This is a genomic window from Streptomyces sp. NPDC030995 (assembly GCF_055571215.1).
In genome coordinates this window covers 20,929-43,430 of the sequence record NZ_JBVIFS010000030.1, presented here as the reverse complement: position 1 = coordinate 43,430, position 22,502 = coordinate 20,929, and the positions used below count along the sequence as shown (strand labels likewise).

The window sequence follows — 22,502 nt, the reverse complement described above, 5'->3', positions numbered from 1 at the left end:
CTGGTCTCATACCTGGTCAGACGGGGAGAAGGGCGTCAGCATGCCGGAAGACGGGCAGGAGGAGCTGGCCGAGGCGCAGCGTGCGCACTGGCAGCAGACCTACCGCGAGCATCCCGGCATGTACGGCGAGGAGCCGTCCGCGCCGGCGGTCCATGCCGCTGCGGTGTTCCGGGCCTCCGGTGCACGCGAGGTGCTGGAGCTGGGCGCCGGGCACGGCCGCGACGCACTGTATTTCGCCCGTGAGGGTTTCTCCGTGCTGGCCACCGACTTCAGCCCGGTGGGGCTGGAGCAGCTGCGCGAGGCCGCCGCCGCGCAAGAGGTCGCTGAGCGGGTCACCACGGCGATCCACGACGTGCGCGAGCCGCTTCCGCTCGCGGACGCCTCGGTGGACGCGGTCTTCGCGCACATGCTGCTGTGCATGGCTCTGTCCACCGAGGAGATCCACGCACTGGTCGCAGAAGTCCGCCGCGTGCTGCGACCGGGCGGCTCCTTCGTCTACACCGTCCGCCACACTGGAGACGCCCACTGCCGGGCCGGTACCGGACACGGGGATGACATCTGGGAGCACGGCGGTTTCGCCGTCCACTTCTTCCCCCGCGACCTGGTCGACGCCCTGGCCGAGGGCTGGAGCCTTGACGAGGTCCACGCCTTCGAGGAGGGCGGCCTCCCGCGCAGGCTGTGGCGCGTCACCCAGACCGTGCCCGCGTGAACAAGGTGCCCGGCGCGAGGTGCTGTCGCATGTCGGGTTCTGGCTCAACTTCTGGGCTGCGGTAACGCTACGTAGTCGATGCGAGCGCGTGCGCTTTACGTCCAGACGACGCATCCCCGCTGCGCGAGGAGATCGAGTAGGCGCTGCGCCGGCTCGATGGTGTTCCAGCGCAAATCCAACTTTTCGAGTGAGGAGAGTCTGGGCAGCCAGTCCGGCAATGTGCGGAGTCTGTTGCTCCGTAGGTCGAGGTGGCGGAGCCGTGGGAGTTCCGCCAGGACCTCCGGGAGGTCTGTCAGCACGTTCTCCCGCAGGTCAAGGTGGCGTAGATCGGTCAGGTCGGTGAAAGATTCTGGTAGGCGGGTGAGCATGTTGCCTCGTAGCCATAGCTCGCGGAGCTTGTCGAGGCAGCCGATCGATTCGGGGAGTGCGGTCAGTTGATTGCGCTCGGCTCGAAGTTCCACCAGCTCCGTCATCGTGCCGATGGTCGCTGGCAAACGGGTGAGTTGGTTGTCGCCGACGTTGAGGTATCGGAGCGCCTTGAGTCGACCTAGCGATCGGGGAAGCTCTGTGAGCCGGTTGTCATGCAGGTACAGGTACTGAGTGAGAGGTAGTTCAGTCAGCTCATCGGGGATCGAGGCGAGTCTGTTGTGGCCCAGATCCAGGGTGTGCAGCTGCCTCAATTGTGCGATCTTGGGTGAGATCTGCGTCAGCGCGTTGTCCGCGAGGATCAGCACGTGCAGTTCGGTCCGCTGCCACAGCGCCTCTGGTAACACCCCGAGTTGACGCTTCCACAGACTCAGTGTCGCTGTCACGCCGACTTGCCTCCAAGACTTGATGGGACTCGCTGCCCTGCAGCCTATGGCCGGTGCTGACATCGTCACGCGAGGAGGACACGCTTCCGGAGGAGGCGGAAGCCAGCCCGTCCGAACATCTGACGCTTGAGCATCTTGATGCGGTTGACGTGACCTTCGACAACGCCGGAGTTCCAGGGCAGGGTGAGGCCGGCGATGACGGCGTCGCGGTCGCGGTCGATGCCTGCGGCGAGGATGTGCAGGCTGGGCAGGTCGTCCTGCCGGACGGCGTCGAGCCAGTCGGGCAGGTGCTCGCCCTGGCGCTCGGTGAGCATGGTGGCCAAGAAGCGGACGTGCCTGGTAAGGGCGTCGAGTTCGGGGCAGTGCGTCCGGACGGCTTTGAGCTGGAGTTGCTCGGTCTCGGTGAGGCTGGGTATCTGCTCGACGAAGGTGCGGCGCGCGCACCCCGAGTTCTCGCAGGTGTCGGCGTACGACTCAATCTGCCCAGTCGCGTACGAGTGAACGTGCTCAGGCTCCGCCGCTCTGAACCTGTGGCCACATAGACACTAAAGGTGTCATGATGACACCATGAGTGTCGCTGAGCGTACGAAGGATGAGCCCCCGTTGGGGCCTCTGCTGTACGAAGTGATCCGCAGCCTGTGGCCGCTGCACCGCACGGTCGTGCGTGCCGTGGAGCGGGAGCTGATGGGCACGGGGATGACGGCTGGTCAGCATGCGGTGATGGACGAACTGCGCACGGGCGGCCCCCGAACGGTTCCTCAACTGGCCCGCCTGCTGGGCCTGGACCGGCAGCCGGTCCAGCGTCTGGTGAACGACGCGACAGCCCTGGGACTGGCTGAGAGCGCCCCGAACCCGGAGCACCGGCGCTCGCGCCTGATCCGGCTCACCCCGAAAGGGGAAGCCGCCATCAGGGGCATCCAGGAAGCCGAGGAAACCGAACTGCGGCGCCGGCTGTCCGATCTCACCGCCGGTGACGTCACGACGGCACTGCACGTACTCCGTCGCCTTGGCGAGGAGTTCAAGGACCTCGCACAAGATGCCCTGCCACACCCCACGGATCGAGGAGACGGCCCACGATGACGCATGCGCGGACACACGCGGTCACAGCCGCCACCGTACCTGTCGAGGCGGGCGAGCTCTTTTACGAGTCGGCCGGCGAAGGACCCTCCGTCGTACTGCTCCACGGCGGCATGCTCGACCTGAGCATGTGGGACGAGCAGTTCTCGTGGCTCGCGGGCCTGGGGTACCGCGTCATCCGCTATGACGCCCGCGGCCACGGGCGTTCCTCCACCGTGGCTGGGGACTACGCCAACCATGACGATCTGCACGCCCTGCTCACCCACCTCGATGTCCCGTGCGCCACGCTCGTAGGGCTTTCCCTCGGGGCGCGGACCGCCGTCGATATGGCGATAGCTCATCCTGAGTCTGTGTCGGCACTGGTCCTTACCTCGCCCGGGGTGAGCGGCCGGCCCTTCACCGACCCCTACGTCGCGCACCACACCGCACGTCAGATGGCCGCGATGGGCGACCCGGACGGCGGAGCGCAGCGGTTCGTGGAGCACTTTCTCCGGATGTGGGTGGACGGGCCGTACCGTGAACCGGCCCAGGTCAACCGCAAACTGCGCGAGCGGATGCATGCGTCGGCGTCCGCCAATGTCGCGCGGCACGCCCGCGGGCTCGGGGCGGGGATACCGAGAGAAATCGGTGCAGCGGACCGGCTGGCCTCCATCAGCGTGCCCACCCTGGTTCTCGACGGAGAACTCGACAGCAGTGACATCTCGTCAAACGCTCAGGCCATCGCCCAAATCGTTCCCGACGCCAGGCACCAACGGTTCGCCTCGGCAGCCCACATGGTCAACCTCGAGAGCACGGCACTCTTCAACCTCGCGGTCAAATCCTTCCTCGTGTCCACGACTGACCTCAATTGAGCACGCTCACCTGTACCGGCGTGAGCACATTCGGGGGTACGCCGACAGCAGGCGAACCGGCGGACCCTCAGCCGGAGAACAACGCTTCGTCCGGCGCTCGGCACATCAGCGGGAAACCGCAGGTAGGAACCATGAACCCGGTGTGACCAGACCTCGCACCCCGGGCAAGCGGCACGGGTCGCAGTGCCTTCCGCGTCGACGCGTACCATCGCAATGCTCACGTCCACCGACAGCACCGCGACGTCCGTGATCGACGGGAACAATGGCTCCTTCAACCGGAGCACGATCTCTTCCACGGCCCCGAACTGTCATCCCAACCGCCGTGACCACGGCTCATTTTCGGGCAACTTCACCTACTGCCCGGAGAGCTCAGCCGTCACTCAGCGTGGCCGCGTCACAGAAGTTGAGCCAGAACCGAATGTCGTGAACATTTGGTCTTCGCCGACAAGGCGCATTCCTCCCGCGCGATCCGCGACCATCTACCTGGCCGGACTCCACATCGCGGCCATCTTCCTCTGGTCCGCGTTCTGACCCAGGGAAGCTGCCCGGTGTCAGCTGTAGGTGGATCGGTGCGCCCGTTGTCAGAGGCTGCTGGCAGCATCGCCGCTATGAACGTCATCCGTACCACCCCGCCGCGGCCGGTCGACGTCACCGCGGCATTTCCTCAACTGGCCCCGCTGGCACGCCCGGCGATCCGGTTGCATCCCCGCCCCGGGTCTCCGTCGCCGCACGACAGTTCGGTCGGCGGGCCGCTGCTGTGGCCTGCTGACGAGCCGTGGCCGTACTGCGACGAGTCGCACGACGCGGCGTGCGAGCTGTTCGAGGCGTACGAGGTGTACGCCAGTGAGGTCGACGAGTGGCACGAAGGTCCGAACCCCATGGTGCCCGTCGCCCAGCTGTACGTGCGCGACATACCCCTGCTGCGACCGCCCGGTCAGGCCGATCTGCTCCAGGTGCTGTGGTGTCCCTTCGAGCACGAGCCGGACTACAAGCCTCCGACCGCGCTGTTCTGGCGATCCTCCGCTGAGGTCACCGACATCCTCGCCGCGCCGCCCGGCCCGTTCGCGGTGGAGTACGACGGCTACGTGCCGCGACCGTCCGTGCTCGCGCCGGAGCGGATCACCGAGTACCCCAACCCCATGGATTTGAGCAACGAGTTGCGACAGCAGTTGGGGGACTGGAGCAGGTGGCAGGCAGCCGATTCCGGTGTGGACAGCCACTACGCTCCTCACCCGGAGTCGTTCTACGGGGACGTGCTGTCTCTCGCCCCCGGCTGGAAGGTCGGCGGCTGGCCCCCGTGGGGCCTCACCGATCCCGTCGCCCGGTTCTGCGCCACCTGTGACGCCGGCATGGTCCCGCTGCTGACCATCGCCTCGAGCGAATGGAGCAGCAACAACCACGGTTGGATCCCGTACGAGGACCAGGCCCTCGCCGCGCTCCCCGGGGCCGGCGCGGCAAACCCGCCCAAGGTCCAGGTCTCCAGGGGCAACCATCTGCAGCTCTACGTCTGCCCGGAGTCCCCGGAGCATCCGCACACCGACCTGATCCAGTGAGCCATCGCTGAAGTCCTGCGCAGCGCCACGCACAACGCAGCACCGCAAGCCCGCAGCCGAACCGCCCTACCGCTCACTGGGCATTCCAAGGAACATGCCAGGGCAGAACCTCCGTCAGTACGCGCCGAACGACCAGAAGACTCCGACCTCGTCGTCGTTGACCGCGATCAGGCCCAAGTCGTCGAAGAGGTCGAGGCCGTTCAGGTACGCGGACGGGGGCTCGTTCCGACTGCCACTCCTCAGTCATGACAGCGAGCGCGGCGACCGCCGCCTGGGGCTCCACGGGGTACAGACGGTCGGGCAACTGCGATGCGGCCGGGGGGCGAAGGGGTACGCAAGCATCGTGTGGCGCACGGTGTTCCGGCGGCCCCAGTCGAGCCGGACCCAGCCGCGGGGGTCGCGGACCGTCCGGTCCAGAATGGCGAGGACGTCGTACGCCCAGTCCTCGTGGCGGCGGGGTCCGGTTGCCACGAAGGTGTAGACGTCGTCGAGCAGCCGCAGTGCCGCGGCGTTCCAGGGGCAGCAGCGGCTGCGGAACTCCACCAGCAGGCCGCCGACTTCGCGTCTGAAGACGTCCTCGGGGTCGCGCGGGATGCGCCGCAGCCGGTCGAGAGCCCAGTGGACGAGTTCGCCCGGCCCGTCCGCGGCAAGGCCGAGCGAACCCTGCGGGAGCGGCTGGTCCACCCCGTCCCACAGAGCCTCCAGGTGGGCATCGAGCAGGTCCAGGAGGGGCCGGTCGACAGGAAGGGGCATTCCGCCACTCTCATACTCCTGCCGTAGCTCGTGATCATGGATGTGCAGGCTGCTCGCGGGTAGCCTGCCGGCGTGGCTGAGACCTGGGATGAACAGCAGCTGACTGCGGACGGCTTCGAGCGTGTGCACGTCGAGTTGGAGTGGTACGACGGGCCTCGCGCAGGGCTGGCTGATGTCGGTGGCGAGCCCCATTACTTCCAGGGCCATGACTACGACCACGCCGAGGAGGCCGACGAGTACGGCGTGTGGCCCGCGAGTGGGGCTGCGGTGGCTCTGGAGCGAGAGCAGTGGGCGATCTTCGCCACCTGGAACCAGCGCCGTGAAGCCGGGACGGTCGGGCCGGAGAGCCATCCGGGGCACAGGGGGATCAACGCCCGCTACGACGAACTGGCTTCGCTGCTGGCGCCCCATCGCCAGGCGCCGGACGATGCGCGGCGGCTCATGGGCGAGCTGCGGTTCGATGCCGGCCCCCGCTACAGGGTCGAGGGGGTCGACTACTGGTTCCGGTGGCGCCCGGGCCTGTGAGGCCGCAAGCCGCCGTTCTGGTGAGTCCTCTGAGGCACGGGCCGGTCTGCCGCCCGACTGTGCGCGGCGGGGCGTGCGCGCCCCGCCGCTGGCGGTCGGGGATGGCTCCCCCGGATGATGGAAGGCCCTGCGTGGGGCCTTCCCCACCCTCCGCGAAACAGGAGGCCGATGCGCCCCGGGCCCGGGAGTGCCTGGACGATCTGTCGGGAGGGCCGGGCGCCGGGGCTTGTCCAGGGTCAGTCGGAGGTCTGACGCAGGACCAGACTGACGAAGCCCCAAGTGTCCCGGTAGACGCGCAACCATTCGGTGCGGCGGGCCGTGGCTGTCTCAAGGACCTGCGCGCTGTCCGGGTCGGCGGGGTGGTCCAGGGCCCACGAGGCCAGCGACCCCCAGCAGGCCCACTCGTAGTCGTCCAGTTCACGGCGCGTGCTGACATGCCCATGGACGGGAGTCCATCCGTCGGCAACGACGCGGTCCACGGTGGTCGCCAGGTCGGTGAAGTCCCCGAGCATCTCGACGGCCTCCTGTGACGGCTCTCGTTCCCAAAAGCCCTCACCGATCAGGACGCGTCCGCCCGGAGCCAGGTGCTTACGCGCCGCCGCGAGGGTGGGCAGCAGGCCGCCGAAGGCATGCGCGGCCCCGACGCTGACCACCAAGTCGAACGAGTGCGCGGAACGGAAGTCCGCGGCCTCCTGGTGGTGCAGTGCAAGGCGCTCTTGGACGCCGATACGGCTCGCGGCCTCGCGCGCCTGCCCAAGGGCGTCCTCGGAAATGTCGACGCCCTCGGCGTGCAGTCGCGGGTGCGCGGTCAGGGCGCGCAGAAGCCATTCCCCGGGGCCGCAACCCAGGTCGAGTACCCGCTCATCACCACGTGGAACACCATGTTCCAGCAGGAGTCGCACCGAGTCGTCGTCGAGCGGGGACTTGATCGGGTGGTTGGCGTGGGCGAGCCTGGAGATCTGTTCACGATTCACCGGCGCAGCTTGACAGCGCCCGGAGGTCACACGCACCTCCTTTTCCTCTCCGGACCGGGCGTCTGTCAGGCATCCGTCGATCCGCTGCCGGCTACGGCTACGGCTACGCCCGCCTGCGACGACGGTGGCGCGGACGTGGATCAAGCACCGCATGGCTCGCAAGGGCATCGAGGCCTCACAGCGGCCCGGACGCCACTGCTGGACCATCGAACGCACCATGGCCCCCGCTCGCCGGCTGCCCCTTCCGCCTGCTGCCCCTTCCGCCTGCTGCCGTAAGCGTCGTCTGTCGTGAGTTTCAGACCCCACGCTGAGGGCGCCCCCTGCCCCTGCGAGTGCGCGGCGCGCCCGGATGGGGGAAGCTGGGCATGGCCGCAGCGCCGATGGCAGGACGGACGGGCGAGGAGGGCCTCGTGGACGCATCAGGAGACGGGCGGCTCGTTCGTGCACCCCGGTCCGGGGGCCGGACGGCCACCCTGCTGTGTGCGGCGGCGGCTCTTGCGGCAACCGTCGTCCCGGTCTCCGCGCAGACCCGGGCCGTATCGGCTCCGGCGCCGGATCCGGTCGTGGTCGTCGACTGCTTCTCGGAGGCCCAGGTACGCCCGGAGGAGTACCTGCTGGCCTGTGGGGACGGCAACAACCGTCTGGTCGGACTCCGCTGGGACACCTGGGGGCCGCAGACCGCGACGGCCACTGGCACCGACATGGTGAACGACTGCAAGCCCTACTGCGCGGCGGGCCGCTTCCGGCCCTACCCGGTGAGGGTGACCCTGAGCAGTCCGGAGCCCTGGCCTGCCCACCCCGACCTCCAGCGCTTCACCATGATCCGACTCCTCTACACGGACACCGCACCGTCCCCGGTCCCGAAGGACGTGACCTACAAGCTCGTGTACTGACAGGACGTCGACCGCGATCGCCCTGGCGCCATCGGATGAGGAGTTCGATCACGCGGATGGGGCGGCGTAGATGGTGTCGAGGAGATCGTGGACGAACTTGTTGAGGTCGTTCAGGCCGGTGGCGGTGAGGGTGTCGCGGCCGCCGGCGAACAAGTGGGGAATGGCGGCATGCAGAGCGAGCGTGACGGCGGCGGCGCGGTGCGGGGTGACCGGTAGCCCGGCGGCGCGCTGGGCCTGCTCGAAGGCGGCGAAGTCGGCGGCCGTGACCTCGTCGAGGATGGTCGCCAGCCACGGCTTGCGGGCCGCCTCGGACTGGAGCTCCGAGAACGCCAGCATGCGATGCCGGCCGGGCCCTGCGACGTTCTCCAGGAGGGCGCACAGCATGGCCGCCAGGCTCTCCCGATCGCTCGGCTGCTGCGTGGGGACCTGGTGGTACAGCTCGACACATCGTTCGGCGACCGCCCGCAACAAGGCGTCCCTGGTCGGGAAGTAGTTCTTGGTGGTGCCGGGCGGCACGTCCGCGCCGGTGTCCACGGCCCGGTGGGTCAGTCCGCGCCCGCCGGCCTCCGCCAGCACCTCGATGGCCGCGTCCCGCAGCCGGTCTCGTCGATCCTCATTCACCTCGCCTACACTACCCCAGGTGTGGTACCACAGTTGTGGTACTCGACCCCTGGAGCTCGCATGCCTGTCGGCTATCTGATGACCGTGGCCTTCGTCGCGATCGGCACGTTGTTCGCATGGGCACCCGTGCGGCGGCCGCGGCCGCTCGCCGACCTGAGCTACTTCCTCGGCCTGGTCGTCAACGAGCTGCCGTTCGCTGCCTTCTTCTGGCTGCTGATCTCGACGTCGCTGGCATTCGCCCAGGGGGACATCGACACGCCGGGCGGTCGGGCAACGTTCGCTCTGGCCGCCGTGACGACGGCCGGACTCGCGATCGTCGCCTATCGCGGGCTGCGCGACCGAGCGAGGGTCGAGCGCGCGGTGGCCGAAGGGCTGGGCAGCGGGTGGCGCGCCGCCCTCGACGCCGGCCTCGCGGCGCGGCTGCGCCGCCAACTCCCGCTGGCCCGCGTCGTGTTACTGCCATTTCTCCGGCGCCGCCGGGATGTCCGGCGTGTGGCAGACATCCGCTATGGCGACGCGGGCCGACGGAACCTGCTCGACCTCTACCACCACCGCTCACGGCCTGCGGGCGCGCCCGTACTGATCCACATGCACGGAGGCGGCTACTCCCGGGGCCGCAAGAACACGCAGTCGCTTCCGCTGCTCTACCGGTTCGCCGGCCAGGGTTGGGTGTGCATCAGCGCGAACTACCGACTGCAGCCACAGGCCCAACACCCGGACCACTTGATCGACCTCAAGAAGGTGATCGCCTGGGTACGCGAGCACGCCCGCGAGTACGGAGCCGACCCGGCGACGCTGTTCGTCGCGGGCAGTTCGGCGGGCGGGCACATGGCGGCGCTGGCCGCGCTCACCCAGGGCGAACCCGCCCTCCAGCCGGGGTTCGAGGACGCGGACACCTCAGTCACCGCCGCCATCTGCCTGAACGCCTACTACGGCACCTACTCCGACCAAGACCCCGGGTCCTCGCCGCTCGCCCACATCACGGCCGACGCACCGCCGTTCTTCCTGGCACACGGCGACCATGACACCCTGGCGCCCGTGACGGACGCCCGGCACTTCGCCGACCGGCTGCGCCAAACCTCGGCCGCCCCCGTTGTCTACGCCGAGTTGCGTGGCGGGCACCACGCATTCGACCTGTTCCACTCCCTGCGCTTCGAAGCGGTCATCGACGCGATCGAGTCCTTCACCGCCTCGGTGCGATCACGGGACAGCCCTTGCTGATTCCACCGTCGAAGGTGCGGGCGCGGGGCGGTGGCTCACAGGACACACCTGATCAGACGCTTACGCTTCTCCACCCCGTCGTACGAGGCCGACCTGGACGCGCTGCGACCTGGACAGCCAGAGGGAGCCGAGCCGGGCCTCCTTCCCGAGCTCGTGCGTATCCGACGAGGGAAGTCGTCGGGCTGAGCACGGAGAAGGGGCCCGGCCTCGCGGAGTCAGGTCAGCGGGTGGTGGCTGTCCGTCGGCGGCGCGCGTACACCACCGCGCCGCCGATCGCCAGCACGGCCGCGGTCCCGGTGACGGAGATCGGCTGCCAGGACGCCTCGGCCGCCGGTGTCCCGGACGCAGCAGTGGCCTGCTCCGGCTGGTCGTCCACGAGGTCGGCGTACCCACCGGCCAGGCCCTTGCGGTCGTATTCCGAGCCGGGCATCTTGTCGCCGTAGCGGGCGGTGACCAGCTTCTGGTAGGCCGCGAGGGAGATGCCGCGCTTTCCACCGAGGCCGGTCGTCGCCTCCTCGTTGAGCGGCTCGACCATGCCTTCGGCGGTGAGCCGGTACCAGGCGTGGATCTGCGGCTCGGTGAAGGTACGGGCCTGCGGGGTGCCGCGCTCGGCAAAGCCGACCTCGGCGTCCCCGTCCCGGATGCCGGCCAGCTGCCAGCCCTCGGCACCGACGTTCTGCCCGCCGCTTCCCGTCGTGGCGGGGTTCCCCTTGGGCGCGAGCAGTACGGCGGCGTGTTTGCCGTCGGCGGCGGTCACCCGGGAGGCCAGGTAGGAGAGCCGGAGCGCGGTCTGCGGGTTCGCCTGGGTCTTGCCGGTCACGAACTCGGGGCTGATCTCGAACATCGGCACCGGGTCCTTCTTGAGATCGAACCCGGGCGGCGCGGCGACCGCGGCGGGTGCGTTCCCGGGGGCGCCGACGGCGCCGCCGTCCGCGGCGGGGCCAGCGCCGGGCTGTCGGGCCGAGACCAGGAAGCGGGAGACAGTATCGCGGAGTTGGTTGCTCTGGATGGCCTGCTGGGCGGAGTCGTAGCCCGCGATGCCGTCGCCCTCCGCAGCGTGCGCGGGAACGATTCCGCACAGGGCGGCGGCGAGCGCGGCCGTGGCGAGGACGGCGGCCCGGAGTGCCGAGTGCCTGGCGTGTCGCATGGTCTGCATGGTCGGTCTGCTCCTCAGCCCTGGATGCCGATGCGGGAGTGGGTCCACTGGAACGAGTTGTTGCTCGCGTAAGTGGAGTGGTTCCACCAGGTGTAGGTCTGGGTGGTCTGCCACGGGTCGCCGACCGCGATCATGTTGGTGGCGCTGTCATAGCCGTAGATGACGTTCATGTGACCGCCGCCGGTGCGCCAGCCGAACCGGACGGCGAACGGCCGGCCCGCGTCGATCTCGGCGACGGACTCACCGAACGAGGCGTTGCGGTACAGGCTGCGGCCGCTGTTCCTCAGCCCCAGCCTGGCCAGGCCGTTGGCCATGTCCTCCAGGGTCGCGGGCTGGTTGTTGCAGTCCACCCAGGTCCCCTGGGCGGCGAGTTGGCAGAACTGCTCCTGGCTGACGGAGCGGCCCCAGTGCTTGGCGATGGTCACGCCGGAGGCGTCCCAGCACCACTGGGTCCTGACCTGCTTCTGCATGTCGATCTTGAGCGTCTTCGCGGTCGTGGGGGTGGGTTTCGGGTTCGAACCGCAGACCGGCAGGGCGGTGGTGTTCTCGTTGATGAAGGCGTCGGCGATGTAGTACGAGCCGGTGAAGATCCACCGAGGGTTGTTCTCGACGGTATCGCCGGTGGTCCGGCAGGACATCTGGATCCTGTCGCCCACCTTCGAGGAGCCGTTCACCTGGGCCGAGAGGGACGGCTTGGCCCGGTGGTTGACGGTGCTGTAGTTGCCCCGCCCGCCGATGACCGTGCCGCTGACCACATCGGCCTGGGCGAGGGTGCCGAAGCCGAACAGCAGACCGCCGGAGAGTGCGGCGGTGATCGCGGCTATCAGCGATTTCTTGCGGCGCGACGCGCGACGTTTGTGCATCATGCTCCTTGATCTGAGAATGCGGCCGTGACGGACACCGCTGCCCAGCGATTGCGGCGAGGCACGCCACCCTTGCGAGGTGCGGCGCTCGGAGTGGGCGGCCGGCCGCTTGCCGGAGCCGCGGTATGGGCATCAGAGGCGATGGGCCTCGGTGATGCGGGCAGCGGTGAGATGGGTGGGTCGGATTTCGCGGTGGGGCCGGCCAGCCGTCGAGGACGCGAGCCACCGCTGCCGCGAGGTCAAGCTGGAGGCAGTTGCCGGACACGCGGACCGAGTCCGCACGTGGTCGACCACCGAGGTCGTTGTGTCAGCGGCCGGGAACAATCGGTCGGTACGGCGCTGCCGGCCGTCTTGCCGCCCCAGACGGCTACAGCCGGGCGGCGCCGACTGACCGAGTGTCACATCCGGACAGCTCGACGGCCCTGCGCTGACGGAGAAGCTGAGGTTCAGATCCCATAGGACCGGGCACAACCACACCTCTTTCCTTGAATGGATTGGGTGCCGGGAATCCTGCCAGAGAGATGGAGGGATATGAACGCCGTTGATCTACGCGCGAAGATGTCGCCTATTCAATCACCGGCGAGGGGCATTGTGACGAGTCGTCAATAAGACTGCATCTGGCCCCAGTTGGAGATCTCACAACCGTTGGTCCAGGCCATTATCCATAATCTGACGACCCGTGACTTTACGTAAACTTGAAACATCGCGGCCCTTTATTGGACGCTACGTCAAGTAGTGAAATCGCCCAGAGTGTACGCCGCGTGACTCTCCATCATTTCAAAAGGGAAATCGGCCCCAGGTTTTGCACGGATAGGGCCGCCGAGCCAAGTGATGCGCGTCCAGGCCCTACATGAGGAGGCGTGTCATGAAGACACTGCTGGGGTCCTCTTTGTAGTCGGCGAAGGGGGCGCCATACGCGAACCCGAACTTCTCGTACAGCGCGCGGGCCGGCGCGAAGAACTCCGCGGCACCGGTCTCCAGGCTCAGCCGCCGGTACCCCATCGCCCGGGCCTCGTCGACGATGTGGGCCAGCAACCCGGAGGCGATGCCGCGCCGGGTCAGCGTGGGGTCGGTGCGCATGGACTTGAGCTCGGCGTGCCCGGCGTCCAGGCGCTTGACCGCCCCGCAGCCGACCACGGCCCCGCCCTCGGTCGCGGTCCAGAAGGTGACCTCGGGCCGTCGCAGCCCGTCGAGGTCGAGGGCGTGCTTGCTCTCCGGCGGCGTGATCTCCCGCATCTGCGCGACGTGCGCCCGGAGGAAGGCGGCGATCTCGGGGCCCGACAGGTCGTCCACGGCTATGTTCACGTACGTCACTCTCGCTCTCGCCCCCGGCGTACCGTGCCGCTGCGAGCCCGGTGCGGCCACCCTGCCAGAACGCCGTGCGCCGGCCCGTTACGGCGGACCGTTACAGCGAACCGGTACGGCGAACCGGTACCCGGGCCGACGGATTCGGCCCGGGTACCGGCCGGCGCACGGCCCGTCCGGTCAGCCCTGGTCGCCCAGGTCCAGGCGGTCGGCCAGTCCGGCGGCCGTGAAAGCGGTCACCAGGTCGTCACGACCTTCGGTGAAGTGGGCCCAGCTGTCGTAGTGGACGGGAACCACCCGGCGGGCGCCGAGGATCTCGGCGGCTTCGGCGGCCTGGGCGCTGTCGAGGACGATGAGCGCGCCGTCGAAGACGACGGGGAAGCGAGGGGCTCCGGCGAAGAGGATGGCGGTGTCCACCGGGCCGAAGCGCCCGGCGACCTGCTGGACCACATCGAGCGAGGCGTTGTCGCCGCTGACGTAGAGCGTCGGCAGGCCGTCCCCGGTCAGGACGAAGCCGACTACCTGGCCGGTGACCGGTTCGACCTCTTCGCGCTTCCCGGGGCCGTGTATGGCGGGCACGCCCGTCACGGTGATCGTGCCGCCGCCGGGACGGTCGAGCTCGATCGCCTCCCAGTCGGCCAGTCCCCTGGCGGTGCCTCCCAGGCGCTGCCCGCCGCCGGGGGTGGTGAGGGTGAGGGGCACATCGGCGAGGAGTGCCCGGCCGGAGTGGTCGAGGTTGTCGGCGTGCTCGTCGTGCGAGAGCAGGACCACGTCGATGTGGCCGAGGTCGGCCGGCCTGCCGGAGGAAGGCGCGGTCTTGGCCAGGAGCGGGGCGCCCGGCGCCGGGTAGTCGCCGGGAGCGTCGAAGGTGGGGTCGGTCAGGAACCGCAGCCCGCCGTACTCGAAGAGGGCGGTCGGGCCACCGAAGACGCGGACGGCGATCTGCTCACTGGTCGGGCTGGAGTTGACCATGAAAATGCACCTCACGGATGGGAAGCGGTTTATCCGTGATGGACGCTAGCGGCTTCTCACGGATGGGCGCAACCCGTAACATGAGAGTCATGAAGGAGAACGTGACCGCCGAGCCTGTCCTGCCACCCGCACCCGGCGCGGAGCAGCACCCGGCGCTCGACTTCGCCAACAGCGCCGTGGCCCTGCCCGGCGGCCAGTTCACCGATCTCCTCGGCACCCCCGCCGCCGCCAACCAGTGGCTGATCGAACGGGGCCTCGCCCCGGCCGACGTGGAATTGCAGGAGATGTGCGCCGCACAGCTGCGGTCGCTGCGCGAACAGGTCAGATCACTGTTCGCCTCCCAGGTCGGGGGCCACCCCGCCCTGCACGGGGCCATCGCCGCCGTCAACGACGCGCTCACCCGTGCCCCCGCGGCCTCCCTGCTGCACTGGGACCTCACCCACGGCCCGTACCGAGCCGCCTCCCACCCCACCACCCAGATCGTCGAACACGCCCTCGCCGTCCTCGCCGACGACGCCGCCGACCTGCTCACCGGCCCTGACGCCGAACGCCTCACCGCCTGCGGCTCCACCCCCTGCAACCGCTACCTGCTGCGCCACGGCCGCCGCCACTGGTGCTCGATCCGCTGCGGCGACCGCGCCCGAGCCGCCCGCGCCTACGCCCGACGCACCCAGGCCGAGGCTTCTCCCCACACCTAGTGCTGTGACCGGAAGGAACCGGGCTGATCCCGGGCTACGGCCTCGGGCCGCCCTGGAGTACCGCCTCGATCTCACCCGCGATGTCGCCCCGGCCGAGCCGAGCGCTGCGGAAGTCCTCGGTGCGCGGCATCCGCAGGAACAGTTCGTACCCCACGTCGACGCGCACCCGCCCGGAGCGGAGCACGAAGTCGTAGGCGTGTCCCCCGCGCGTGCGGCAGTTGGAGAGGAAGTGCAGGTGGTAGCCGGCGGCGGCGACCCCGAGCATGTGGGTGGGGCTGCGGAAACCGACGATCGTCCCGCTGAGGTCGGTGTGGGTGGAAATGATCTGTCCCGCCACCGCGTCGATGAGCCGGGGGAAGGGGCGGTGCTGCTCGGGGAGCATCCGGGTGACCATGTGGTCGAAGTGTCCGTCCACGCGGACCGCGTAGAACAGGTTGGGGCTCGGGAGCCAGTCGTCGATCACCGCGCGCAGCCCTGCGGCGTCCACCGGCTCCGTCATCCGCCAGTCGTACTCGCCGTGGAAGTAGGTGACCGCCGCGAGGGGCGTTCGCGTGGCCAGGTCGGCCTCACCGGCGGTCCCGTCGGCGCGCAAACGGTAGCACCGGCCGTCGAGGACGATCATCTCGCCGTCGAGCCGGTCGAAGGTTCCGATCCCGAAGTCTCCGTTGCGGCGGAGCTCGGCGACGGTTGTCGTGCCTTCGTAGACACCTTCCAGCATGGCCGTCATGGTCGAGGTCTGGAAGATCCGCCCCCTGGGCCGAGTGCGCGCCCCCTGCTGCTCCGGTGTGTCATGCCCGGTCGAGTCCGGTTCCGGCATGTGTCCCCCTGAGTCCCCGTGAGTACGAGGGTCCGGCAGCGACTCCACGCTCCCCCACCGGACCTGCGTCCAGCACGCTAAGGAAACCGGCGGGGCCGTCACAACGGCGCGCACGTGGTCGCGCGTTGGCACACGGCAGTGCACCGGACCCGCGCCCGTGCGACACCCCGTCGCGCCTTTACCACCGTCGCGCCCCCACCACCGTCGGGCCTCCCAACGATCGCCCGGGCTTCAGCCGACCTGGATGCCGATCAGGCACGTGTCGTCATCCGTGTCGGACCGGCTCTCGGCGAGGAGGCGGTCCAACTGCCCGTCCAGATCCCCGGCCCCGGTGGCCGCCGCGTTCACGAGATGACCGAGCGAGTCCTGAACCGAGGAGTCCCGCCGTTCGACCAACCCGTCCGTGAACATCAGTAGGGTGTCGTCCCGTTCGAGCTGCACCTCGCGCTCGACGTACGTGACATCGGGCAGAGCTCCGAGGAGCAGGCCCTCGATGAGCGGGAAGGCGTCGGCCTCGCCCCCGCGGACGAGTACGGGCGGCAGGTGCCCCGCACGCGCCCAGCGCATCACCCTGGTGCTCGGATCGAAGAGGCCGCAGACGGCGGTGGCCGTCACGTGCTTGGCCAGGTTGTGGGTGACCGTGTTGAGCCAGGACAGCAACTGGGCGGGGCCCGCGCCCGTGACGGCGAGGCCCCGCAGGGCGTTGCGCAGCACGACCATGCCGGTGGCCGCCTCGATGCCGTGACCGGCGACGTCACCCACGGACAGCATGATCAGCCCGGAGGGCAGGACCACGGTGTCGTACCAGTCGCCGCCGACGAGCGACTCGGTCTCCGCCGGCCGGTAGCGGACGGCGACCCGCAGGCCCGGGGCCTCGATGGCCGGTGGCGTGGGCGGCATGATGGCGTGCTGGAGCTGGAGGGCCAGCCGGTTGCGTTCGGCGGACTCGGCCTCGGTGTGGGCGAGCTGGTCCCTGGTCGCGGCCAGCGCGACCTCGGTCCAGTGCTGGGCGGAGATGTCCTGGTACGCGCCGCGCACGGCGTGCAGCCGCTGCTCCGCGTCGAGGACGGGCTCGGCGACGACCCGGATGTGGCGGGTGATTCCGTCGGGCCTGCGGAGGCGGAAATTGACGGAGGCGGGGCGACGGTAGCGGAGCACCGCCCGCAGGAAGCTGCCCAGGGCGCCGGAGTCGTCCGGATGGGCGTGGTCGGGCAGTTCCCGCAGCCGTACGGGGGGCGCGGTGGCCGGGAGTCCGTGAAGCGCGTAGAGCTGCGCGTTCCAGGTGGTCTCTCCGGTGGCGAGGTTCTCCTCGAAACCGCCGATGCGGCCCAGGCGCTGGGCATGCTGGAGGAGGTTGGCCAGCCGGGCCGTCTCGTCCTCGATCCGCCAGATCAGCAGGACGGCGGCGCCGTGACGGCTGACGCTGATGTCCGCGACCGACGTGAGCGGGATCTGGTCGACGAGCCCGGTCAGGCTCATGCGTTCGGCCCTGAACGGCTCGCCCGTCGCGTGCACGCGCTCGATGATGTCGAACAGCCCGCTCTCGCCGGCGGCCATCGGATAGGCCTCGAGCAGCAGCGCACCGTTGACATCACCGCGCGGCCGTCCCACCGGGTCGACGAACCGGCTGCCGGCGTGACGGATCCGGAAGTCGCTGAGCCGGCCCTCGGGGTCGAGGACCGGAGTGAGCACCACGGCCGGATCCTGTAGTCCCTCGGCGAGGTCGATGAGCTCCGCCACGTCCGGGAGCACCGCCTCGGTGGCCGTGAGGTCGCGCGGGGGCGCGGCGTCCATGGTGCGGGCGCACAGCTCGGCGAGGGCCTCGACTTGGCGTTCGATCTGCGGTGTCTGTGGCGCCAGGGGCTGCGGCCAGCAGATTTCGAGGACGCCGAGGATCCGTCCGCCCGTCCCCGTCGGTACGGCCATCCGGCCGCCGTCGGGCCACTGGAGGTGGCCGATCGAGGGCAGCCCTTCGCGTTTGAGGCGGGCGAGGGTGACCAGTCGGCGCTCCCGCAGTGCGAGGCGGCCGACGGTGGAGACGCCCGGGGGTACGTGGCGCCAGCGGGCGGCCTCCCCGGGCGGGAAACCGGCGTGTCCGGAGAGGGCCAGCGAGCCGTCGGGCACCGCGGTCCACACGGCGACGGCGACCGCTCCCAGGGGGCCCAGCGCGTTCGTCAGGAGGGACTCGGCCACTGCTTGGGTGTCGGCTTCGGCGGCCAGCATGCCGCTCTCGGCGGTGCGCAGCCGGACCGACACCGTGGACTGCTGCTCGGCCGGGTCGTCAGCCGTACCGGTGCGCTCGACGAAGGCGGCGGCGATCTCGCTGACGTGGTCGCGGGAGGCCTGGTTGACGATGTCGGCGGCGAGTTCGAGGGGGGACATCCCGCTGTCGCGGCACAGCACGTCGAGCTGCCGTGCCGCCGCGGCCGGGGTGCAGTTCAGCTGCCCGATCAAGATGCCCTTGGCCAGTTCGACCAAGGCCCGGCCGTCGGCGGCCGCTTGCGCCTCCAGCACCTCCCGGCGCAGCCGTTCGACGGTGGCGACGAGGCGCCCCAACGGGGTCGGGGCCTGGTGCGGGATGGCGCTCGCGGCCCGGTCGCCGACCGCCGTTCCCCGCGGGTGCGCATCGTCGTGCCGTGCTGTGTGCCCGGTCATCGGGTGAGCCAGTGCCGAACGCGGGCGATGAGGTCGTCGGCGTCCAGCGGCTTGGTCACGTAGTCGCTGGCCCCCGCGGCGAGGCTCTTCTCCCGGTCCCCGGGCATCGCCTTGGCGGTGACGGCGATGATGGGCAGGTCCGCGTACGCCGGCATCCGCCGGATCTCGGCGGTGGCGGCGTAGCCGTCCAGTTCGGGCATCATCACGTCCATCAGGATGAGGTCGACACCGGCGTTGTGGGTGAGGGTGTCGATGCCCTTGCGGCCGTCCTCGGCGTGGAGCACGCGCATGCCGTGCAGCTCCAGGACCCCGCTGAGGGCGAAGAGGTTGCGTGCGTCGTCGTCGACGACGAGGACGGTGCGTCCGGCCAGGTCTCCGTCGAGCACGTGGGCGGCCTGCTGCCGCTGCGTGTCGCCCGGTACGAGGGGCAGTACGTCCCCCGGCTGCTCGGCGGACAAGTGGACCGCGATGCGTTCCCGCAGCTCGTCCAGGCTGGACAGCAGTTCCACGTGGCGTGATGCGGACCGCTCCCGCAGGGCACCCTCCTGACCGTTCCTGCTTTGGGGGTTGTTGTGGGCGAGGACGGGGAGCGAGGAGAGGGCCGGGTCTCCGTCGAGCGCGCCGAGGAAGCGCAGCGCTTCGCCGTCGGGCATGTCCAGCTCCAGGACGACGCAGTGGAAGGAGTCGGATGCCAGGGCGGCTGCGGCCTCCCGCGAGCTGGTGGCATTGACCACTTGGACGGCGCCGCGCTCCCCCGCCGGCTGGTGGCCTCGGGCGATGTCCCGGCCGGCGCTCTCGGCGACGAGGGAGAGCAGGCCGTTCGGCCGTTCCTCGATCACCAGCAGGCGGCGGGCCCGCCGCTGCGCGGGGAGCACGGGCATGTCCGGACGGCCCGGGTCGGCCGCCCCGGACGTGTGGCCGGACGAACGCGTCACAGGGGCGTCGGTGTGCGGGGCGCCCTCGTAGTCCTCGCGCCTGACCGGCAGGTAGAGGGTGAAGGTGCTGCCCTGGCCGGGTGTGCTTTCCGCGGTGACGGCCCCGCCGAGGAGCTGGGCGATCTCGCGGCTGATGGAGAGCCCGAGGCCGGTGCCGCCGTACTTGCGGCTGGTGGTGCCGTCGGCCTGCTGGAAGGCTCCGAAGACGGACTCCAACTGCTGCTCGGGGATGCCGATGCCAGTGTCCCGTACGCGGAAGGCCAGCATGGGCCCGCGCCGGCGAAGCCCGGCGGGGATCTCGGGGGCCGTGGCCCGTTCGATGCGGAGCTCGACGCCGCCGCGCTCGGTGAACTTGACGGCGTTGGACAGCAGGTTGCGCAGGATCTGGCGCAGCCGCGAGTCGTCGGTGAGCAGGTCGTCGGGGGCGCCGGGGGCGGTGGTGACGGTGAAGTCGAGGCTCTTTTGGGCGGTCATCGGCCGGAAGGTGGCGTCCACGTAGTCGAGCAGCTGAGGCAGGTCCACCCGCTCCGGATTGATGTCCATCTTCCCGGCCTCGACCTTCGACAGGTCGAGGATGTCGTTGATCAGTTGGAGCAGGTCCGAGCCGGCCGAGTGGATGATGCCCGCGTACTCGACCTGCTTGGGGCTGAGGTTGCGGGTGGGGTTCTGCGCGAGCAACTGGGCCAGGATGAGCAGGCTGTTGAGCGGTGTCCGCAGCTCGTGGCTCATGTTGGCCAGGAACTCGGACTTGTAGGTGGAAGCCAGCGACAACTGCTGTGCGCGGGTCTCCAGTTCCTGCCGGGCCTGCTCGATCTCCAGGTTCTTGGCCTCGATGTCGCTGTTCTGGCTGGCGAGGAGGGCGGCCTTCTCCTCCAGCTCCGCGTTGGAGCGCTGGAGTTCCTCCTGCTGGACCTGGAGTTCCTCCGAGCGGGCCTGGAGTTCGCCGGTCAGCCGCTGGGACTCGCCGAGGAGCTCGTCGGTCCGGGCATTGGCGACGATCGTGTTGACGTTGGCGCCGATGGTCTCCATCAACTGGGTGAGGAAGTCGCGGTGTACGGGGGTGAAGGCGGTGAAGGAGGCGAGTTCGATCACTCCGAGGACCTGGTCGTCCACCACGATCGGGAGGATGATCAGGCTGCCCGGGGTGGTGTGGCCCAGCCCGGAGGAGATGACGTAGTCGCCCGGGACCTGGTTGGTGGCGATGATCCGGTGGCTGCGGGCCGCCTGCCCGACGAGGGACTCGCCCAGGGCGAACCCGGTGCCCTCCTTGGCGTTGGCGGGACGGCCGTAGGAGCCCACGAGGGTGAGCACGGTGCCGCCCGGGCCGTCCTCGGCGAGGTAGAAGGCGCCGTACTGGGCGGCGACGAGCGGAGTCAGCTCGTCCATGACGAGTTCGGCGACGGCGGCGAGGCCCCGGTGGCCCTGCATCAGGCCGGAGATGCGGGCCAGGTTGGACTTGAGCCAGTCCTGCTCCTGGTTGGCCAGGGTGGTCTCCCGCAGCGAACCGACCATCGCGTTGATGTTGTCCTTGAGCTCGGCGACCTCGCCCGAGGCGTCGACCGTGATCGAGCGGGTCAGGTCGCCCTCGGCGACCGCGCTGGCGACCTCGGCGATGGCCCGGACCTGGCGGGTCAGGTTGCCGGCGAGCTCGTTGACGTTCTCGGTCAGGCGCTTCCAGGTGCCGGAGACGCCCTCGACCTCGGCCTGGCCGCCGAGCCGGCCCTCGCTGCCGACCTCGCGGGCGACCCGGGTGACCTCGGCGGCGAAGGCGGAGAGCTGGTCGACCATCGTGTTGATGGTGGTCTTCAGCTCCAGGATCTCCCCGCGGGCGTCCACGTCGATCTTCTTGGACAGATCGCCGTTGGCGACGGCCGTCGTGACGAGGGCGATGTTGCGGACCTGGCCCGTGAGGTTGTTCGCCATGGAGTTGACGTTGTCGGTGAGGTCCCTCCAGGTGCCGGCCACATGGGGAACCTGTGCCTGGCCGCCGAGCCGGCCCTCGGTGCCCACCTCACGGGCCACCCGGGTCACCTCGTCGGCGAAGGCGGACAGCGTGTCGACCATCGTGTTGATGACCCCGGCCAGCGCGGCGACCTCGCCCTTCGCCTCCACCACGATCTTCTGCGAGAGGTCGCCGCGGGCGACGGCGGTGGCCACCTGGGCGATCGACCGCACCTGACCGGTCAGGTTGGACGCCATGACGTTGACGTTGTCGGTGAGGTCCTTCCAGGTGCCGGAGACCCCCCGGACCGTGGCCTGGCCGCCCAGGTTGCCCTCGGTTCCGACCTCGCGGGCCACCCGCGTCACCTCGTCGGCGAACGCGGAGAGCTGGTCGACCATCGTGTTGATGGTCTCCTTCAGCTCCAGGATCTCCCCCCGCGCGTCCACCCGGATCTTCTGCGTCAGATCGCCCTGGGCCACGGCGGTGGTGACCTCGGCGATCGAGCGCACCTGAGCGGTCAGGTTGTCGGCCATGACGTTGACCGATTCCGTCAGGTCCTTCCACGTACCGGAGACGCCCTTGACGTCCGCCTGACCTCCGAGCCGGCCCTCGGTTCCGACCTCACGGGCCACCCGCGTGACCTCCCCGGCGAACCCGGAGAGCTGGTCGACCATCGTGTTGATGGTCTCCTTCAGCTCCAGGATCTCCCCGCGGGCGGTGACGGTGATCTTCTGCGAGAGGTCGCCCTTGGCCACGGCGGTCGCGACCTGGGCGATGGAACGCACCTGGGCCGTGAGGTTTCCGGCCATGAAGTTGACCGAATCCGTGAGGTCCAGCCAGGCGCCCCCGACTCCCGGTACGTCGGCCTGACCGCCCAGCGCGCCCTCGGTGCCCACCTCGCGGGCCACCCGGGTCACCTCGGAGGTGAACAGCGACAGCTGGTTGACCATCCCGTTGAAGACGGTGGCGATCTCCCCGAGCAGCCCGTCCGCCGCATCGGGCAGCCGGGTGCGGAAATCGCCGTCGCGTACGGCGGTCAGCCCGGCCAGCAACTGGCGCAGCTCCGACTCGCCGATGCCTCTCTCACCCGGCAACGGTGGCACCCCGCTCAGTGAATCCGTTCCCGACCGCTCGGCCATCCGCCAACCTCACTCTCGATAGCAACCGCTC

19 protein-coding genes and 2 pseudogenes are annotated in these 22,502 nt (G+C 69.6%); 8 read left to right on the top strand and 13 right to left on the bottom strand.

From position 1 onward, the window contains the following. Nucleotides 1-40 precede the first annotated feature (40 nt). Entirely contained in the window at nt 41-709 is a 669-nt protein-coding gene (locus tag ACZ45T_RS31475) for a class I SAM-dependent methyltransferase (RefSeq protein WP_468447305.1), read from the top strand. Between the two features lie 95 nt (nt 710-804). Here the strand turns inward: ACZ45T_RS31475 and ACZ45T_RS31470 are convergent, their stop codons facing one another. Together ACZ45T_RS31470 and ACZ45T_RS31465 are read right to left on the bottom strand one after the other, a co-directional pair. After that, nucleotides 805-1,521 carry a leucine-rich repeat domain-containing protein gene (locus ACZ45T_RS31470; RefSeq protein ID WP_468447303.1) on the bottom strand — a complete coding sequence of 239 codons (717 nt, stop codon included), beginning with the start codon at nt 1,519-1,521 and terminating at the stop codon, nt 805-807. A gap of 65 nt (nt 1,522-1,586) precedes the next feature. Beyond that, a pseudogene (locus tag ACZ45T_RS31465) lies at nt 1,587-1,928 on the bottom strand (transposase); the annotation flags it as partial. A 196-nt stretch (nt 1,929-2,124) separates the two neighbouring features. Here ACZ45T_RS31465 and ACZ45T_RS31460 point away from each other — a divergent pair. Then, nucleotides 2,125-2,601, top strand: coding sequence for a MarR family winged helix-turn-helix transcriptional regulator (locus tag ACZ45T_RS31460; protein WP_468447301.1), 477 nt, complete (start codon nt 2,125-2,127; stop codon nt 2,599-2,601). Continuing rightward, nucleotides 2,598-3,449 carry an alpha/beta fold hydrolase gene (locus ACZ45T_RS31455; RefSeq protein ID WP_468447299.1) on the top strand — a complete coding sequence of 284 codons (852 nt, stop codon included), beginning with the start codon at nt 2,598-2,600 and terminating at the stop codon, nt 3,447-3,449. Before ACZ45T_RS31460 ends, ACZ45T_RS31455 begins: the two co-directional genes overlap by 4 nt. Before the next feature lie 107 nt (nt 3,450-3,556). On the opposite strand, the pseudogene ACZ45T_RS31450 reads toward ACZ45T_RS31455, so the two are convergent. Beyond that, nucleotides 3,557-3,658 (bottom strand): annotated as a pseudogene (locus ACZ45T_RS31450) (hypothetical protein); the annotation flags it as partial. 399 nt (nt 3,659-4,057) lie between these two features. Here ACZ45T_RS31450 and ACZ45T_RS31445 point away from each other — a divergent pair. Then, the gene (locus ACZ45T_RS31445) at nt 4,058-5,002 is read left to right on the top strand and encodes a YwqG family protein (protein WP_468447297.1); all 945 of its coding nucleotides are present in this window, start codon (nt 4,058-4,060) and stop codon (nt 5,000-5,002) included. Between the two features lie 243 nt (nt 5,003-5,245). Here ACZ45T_RS31445 and ACZ45T_RS31440 read toward each other — a convergent pair whose 3' ends face one another. Next, nucleotides 5,246-5,755, bottom strand: a complete 510-nt coding sequence (locus tag ACZ45T_RS31440; RefSeq protein WP_468447296.1) for a hypothetical protein — start codon at nt 5,753-5,755, stop codon at nt 5,246-5,248. Between the two features lie 72 nt (nt 5,756-5,827). On the opposite strand from ACZ45T_RS31440, the gene ACZ45T_RS31435 reads away from it, so the two are divergent. Beyond that, the gene (locus ACZ45T_RS31435) at nt 5,828-6,280 is read left to right on the top strand and encodes a hypothetical protein (RefSeq protein WP_468447294.1); all 453 of its coding nucleotides are present in this window, start codon (nt 5,828-5,830) and stop codon (nt 6,278-6,280) included. Between the two features lie 236 nt (nt 6,281-6,516). On the opposite strand, the gene ACZ45T_RS31430 is transcribed toward ACZ45T_RS31435, so the two are convergent. Further along, nucleotides 6,517-7,254, bottom strand: coding sequence for an SAM-dependent methyltransferase (locus ACZ45T_RS31430; protein ID WP_468447292.1), 738 nt, complete (start codon nt 7,252-7,254; stop codon nt 6,517-6,519). 410 nt (nt 7,255-7,664) lie between these two features. On the opposite strand from ACZ45T_RS31430, the gene ACZ45T_RS31425 reads away from it, so the two are divergent. Next, a complete protein-coding gene (locus ACZ45T_RS31425; RefSeq protein WP_468447290.1) occupies nt 7,665-8,147 on the top strand; it encodes a hypothetical protein in 483 nt (160 codons plus the stop codon). Nucleotides 8,148-8,195: 48 nt separating this feature from the next. Here the strand turns inward: ACZ45T_RS31425 and ACZ45T_RS31420 are convergent, their stop codons facing one another. Next, nucleotides 8,196-8,768: a TetR/AcrR family transcriptional regulator gene (locus ACZ45T_RS31420; RefSeq protein WP_468447288.1), complete on the bottom strand. Its 573-nt coding sequence runs from the start codon at nt 8,766-8,768 to the stop codon at nt 8,196-8,198. Between the two features lie 60 nt (nt 8,769-8,828). Here ACZ45T_RS31420 and ACZ45T_RS31415 point away from each other — a divergent pair, with 60 nt between their 5' ends. Continuing rightward, nucleotides 8,829-9,989 carry an alpha/beta hydrolase gene (locus tag ACZ45T_RS31415; protein ID WP_468447287.1) on the top strand — a complete coding sequence of 387 codons (1,161 nt, stop codon included), beginning with the start codon at nt 8,829-8,831 and terminating at the stop codon, nt 9,987-9,989. 220 nt (nt 9,990-10,209) lie between these two features. Here ACZ45T_RS31415 and ACZ45T_RS31410 read toward each other — a convergent pair whose 3' ends face one another. The 4 genes from ACZ45T_RS31410 to ACZ45T_RS31395 all read right to left on the bottom strand — a co-directional run bounded on the left by ACZ45T_RS31410 (nt 10,210) and on the right by ACZ45T_RS31395 (nt 14,285). After that, nucleotides 10,210-11,145, bottom strand: a complete 936-nt coding sequence (locus ACZ45T_RS31410; protein ID WP_468447285.1) for a hypothetical protein — start codon at nt 11,143-11,145, stop codon at nt 10,210-10,212. 14 nt (nt 11,146-11,159) lie between these two features. Then, nucleotides 11,160-12,011 (bottom strand): papain-like cysteine protease family protein, encoded by an 852-nt coding sequence (locus ACZ45T_RS31405; protein ID WP_468447283.1) that lies wholly within the window; start codon nt 12,009-12,011, stop codon nt 11,160-11,162. Nucleotides 12,012-12,854: 843 nt separating this feature from the next. Beyond that, a complete protein-coding gene (locus ACZ45T_RS31400; protein ID WP_468447281.1) occupies nt 12,855-13,313 on the bottom strand; it encodes a GNAT family N-acetyltransferase in 459 nt (152 codons plus the stop codon). A gap of 180 nt (nt 13,314-13,493) precedes the next feature. Then, nucleotides 13,494-14,285 (bottom strand): MBL fold metallo-hydrolase, encoded by a 792-nt coding sequence (locus tag ACZ45T_RS31395; RefSeq protein ID WP_468447279.1) that lies wholly within the window; start codon nt 14,283-14,285, stop codon nt 13,494-13,496. Between the two features lie 89 nt (nt 14,286-14,374). Between ACZ45T_RS31395 and ACZ45T_RS31390 the strand changes: the two genes are divergently transcribed. Further along, nucleotides 14,375-14,983, top strand: coding sequence for a CGNR zinc finger domain-containing protein (locus tag ACZ45T_RS31390; RefSeq protein WP_468447277.1), 609 nt, complete (start codon nt 14,375-14,377; stop codon nt 14,981-14,983). A 34-nt stretch (nt 14,984-15,017) separates the two neighbouring features. On the opposite strand, the gene budA is transcribed toward ACZ45T_RS31390, so the two are convergent. The 3 genes from budA to ACZ45T_RS31375 form a co-directional block, all read right to left on the bottom strand. Next, nucleotides 15,018-15,800 carry an acetolactate decarboxylase gene (gene budA, locus ACZ45T_RS31385; protein ID WP_468447274.1) on the bottom strand — a complete coding sequence of 261 codons (783 nt, stop codon included), beginning with the start codon at nt 15,798-15,800 and terminating at the stop codon, nt 15,018-15,020. A 231-nt stretch (nt 15,801-16,031) separates the two neighbouring features. Further along, complete coding sequence (locus ACZ45T_RS31380) at nt 16,032-18,455, bottom strand: GAF domain-containing SpoIIE family protein phosphatase (RefSeq protein WP_468447272.1); 2,424 nt, start codon at nt 18,453-18,455, stop codon at nt 16,032-16,034. Further along, on the bottom strand, nt 18,452-22,471 hold the full coding sequence (locus tag ACZ45T_RS31375) for a HAMP domain-containing protein (RefSeq protein WP_468447270.1): 4,020 nt from the start codon (nt 22,469-22,471) through the stop codon (nt 18,452-18,454). Before ACZ45T_RS31375 ends, ACZ45T_RS31380 begins: the two co-directional genes overlap by 4 nt. Nucleotides 22,472-22,502 lie beyond the last annotated feature (31 nt).

Excerpts from the sequence above, each read along its gene's own strand:
- ACZ45T_RS31475 (WP_468447305.1), top strand. The coding sequence starts at position 41 with ATGCCGGAAGACGGGCAGGAGGAGCTGGCCGAGGCGCAGCGTGCGCAC.
- ACZ45T_RS31455 (WP_468447299.1), top strand. The coding sequence starts at position 2,598 with ATGACGCATGCGCGGACACACGCGGTCACAGCCGCCACCGTACCTGTC.
- ACZ45T_RS31445 (WP_468447297.1), top strand. The coding sequence starts at position 4,058 with ATGAACGTCATCCGTACCACCCCGCCGCGGCCGGTCGACGTCACCGCG.
- ACZ45T_RS31440 (WP_468447296.1), bottom strand. The coding sequence starts at position 5,755 with ATGCCCCTTCCTGTCGACCGGCCCCTCCTGGACCTGCTCGATGCCCAC.
- ACZ45T_RS31415 (WP_468447287.1), top strand. The coding sequence starts at position 8,829 with ATGCCTGTCGGCTATCTGATGACCGTGGCCTTCGTCGCGATCGGCACG.
- ACZ45T_RS31410 (WP_468447285.1), bottom strand. The coding sequence starts at position 11,145 with ATGCAGACCATGCGACACGCCAGGCACTCGGCACTCCGGGCCGCCGTC.
- ACZ45T_RS31405 (WP_468447283.1), bottom strand. The coding sequence starts at position 12,011 with ATGATGCACAAACGTCGCGCGTCGCGCCGCAAGAAATCGCTGATAGCC.
- ACZ45T_RS31395 (WP_468447279.1), bottom strand. The coding sequence starts at position 14,285 with ATGGTCAACTCCAGCCCGACCAGTGAGCAGATCGCCGTCCGCGTCTTC.
- ACZ45T_RS31390 (WP_468447277.1), top strand. The coding sequence starts at position 14,375 with ATGAAGGAGAACGTGACCGCCGAGCCTGTCCTGCCACCCGCACCCGGC.
- budA (WP_468447274.1), bottom strand. The coding sequence starts at position 15,800 with ATGCCGGAACCGGACTCGACCGGGCATGACACACCGGAGCAGCAGGGG.
- ACZ45T_RS31380 (WP_468447272.1), bottom strand. The coding sequence starts at position 18,455 with ATGACCGGGCACACAGCACGGCACGACGATGCGCACCCGCGGGGAACG.
- ACZ45T_RS31375 (WP_468447270.1), bottom strand. The coding sequence starts at position 22,471 with ATGGCCGAGCGGTCGGGAACGGATTCACTGAGCGGGGTGCCACCGTTG.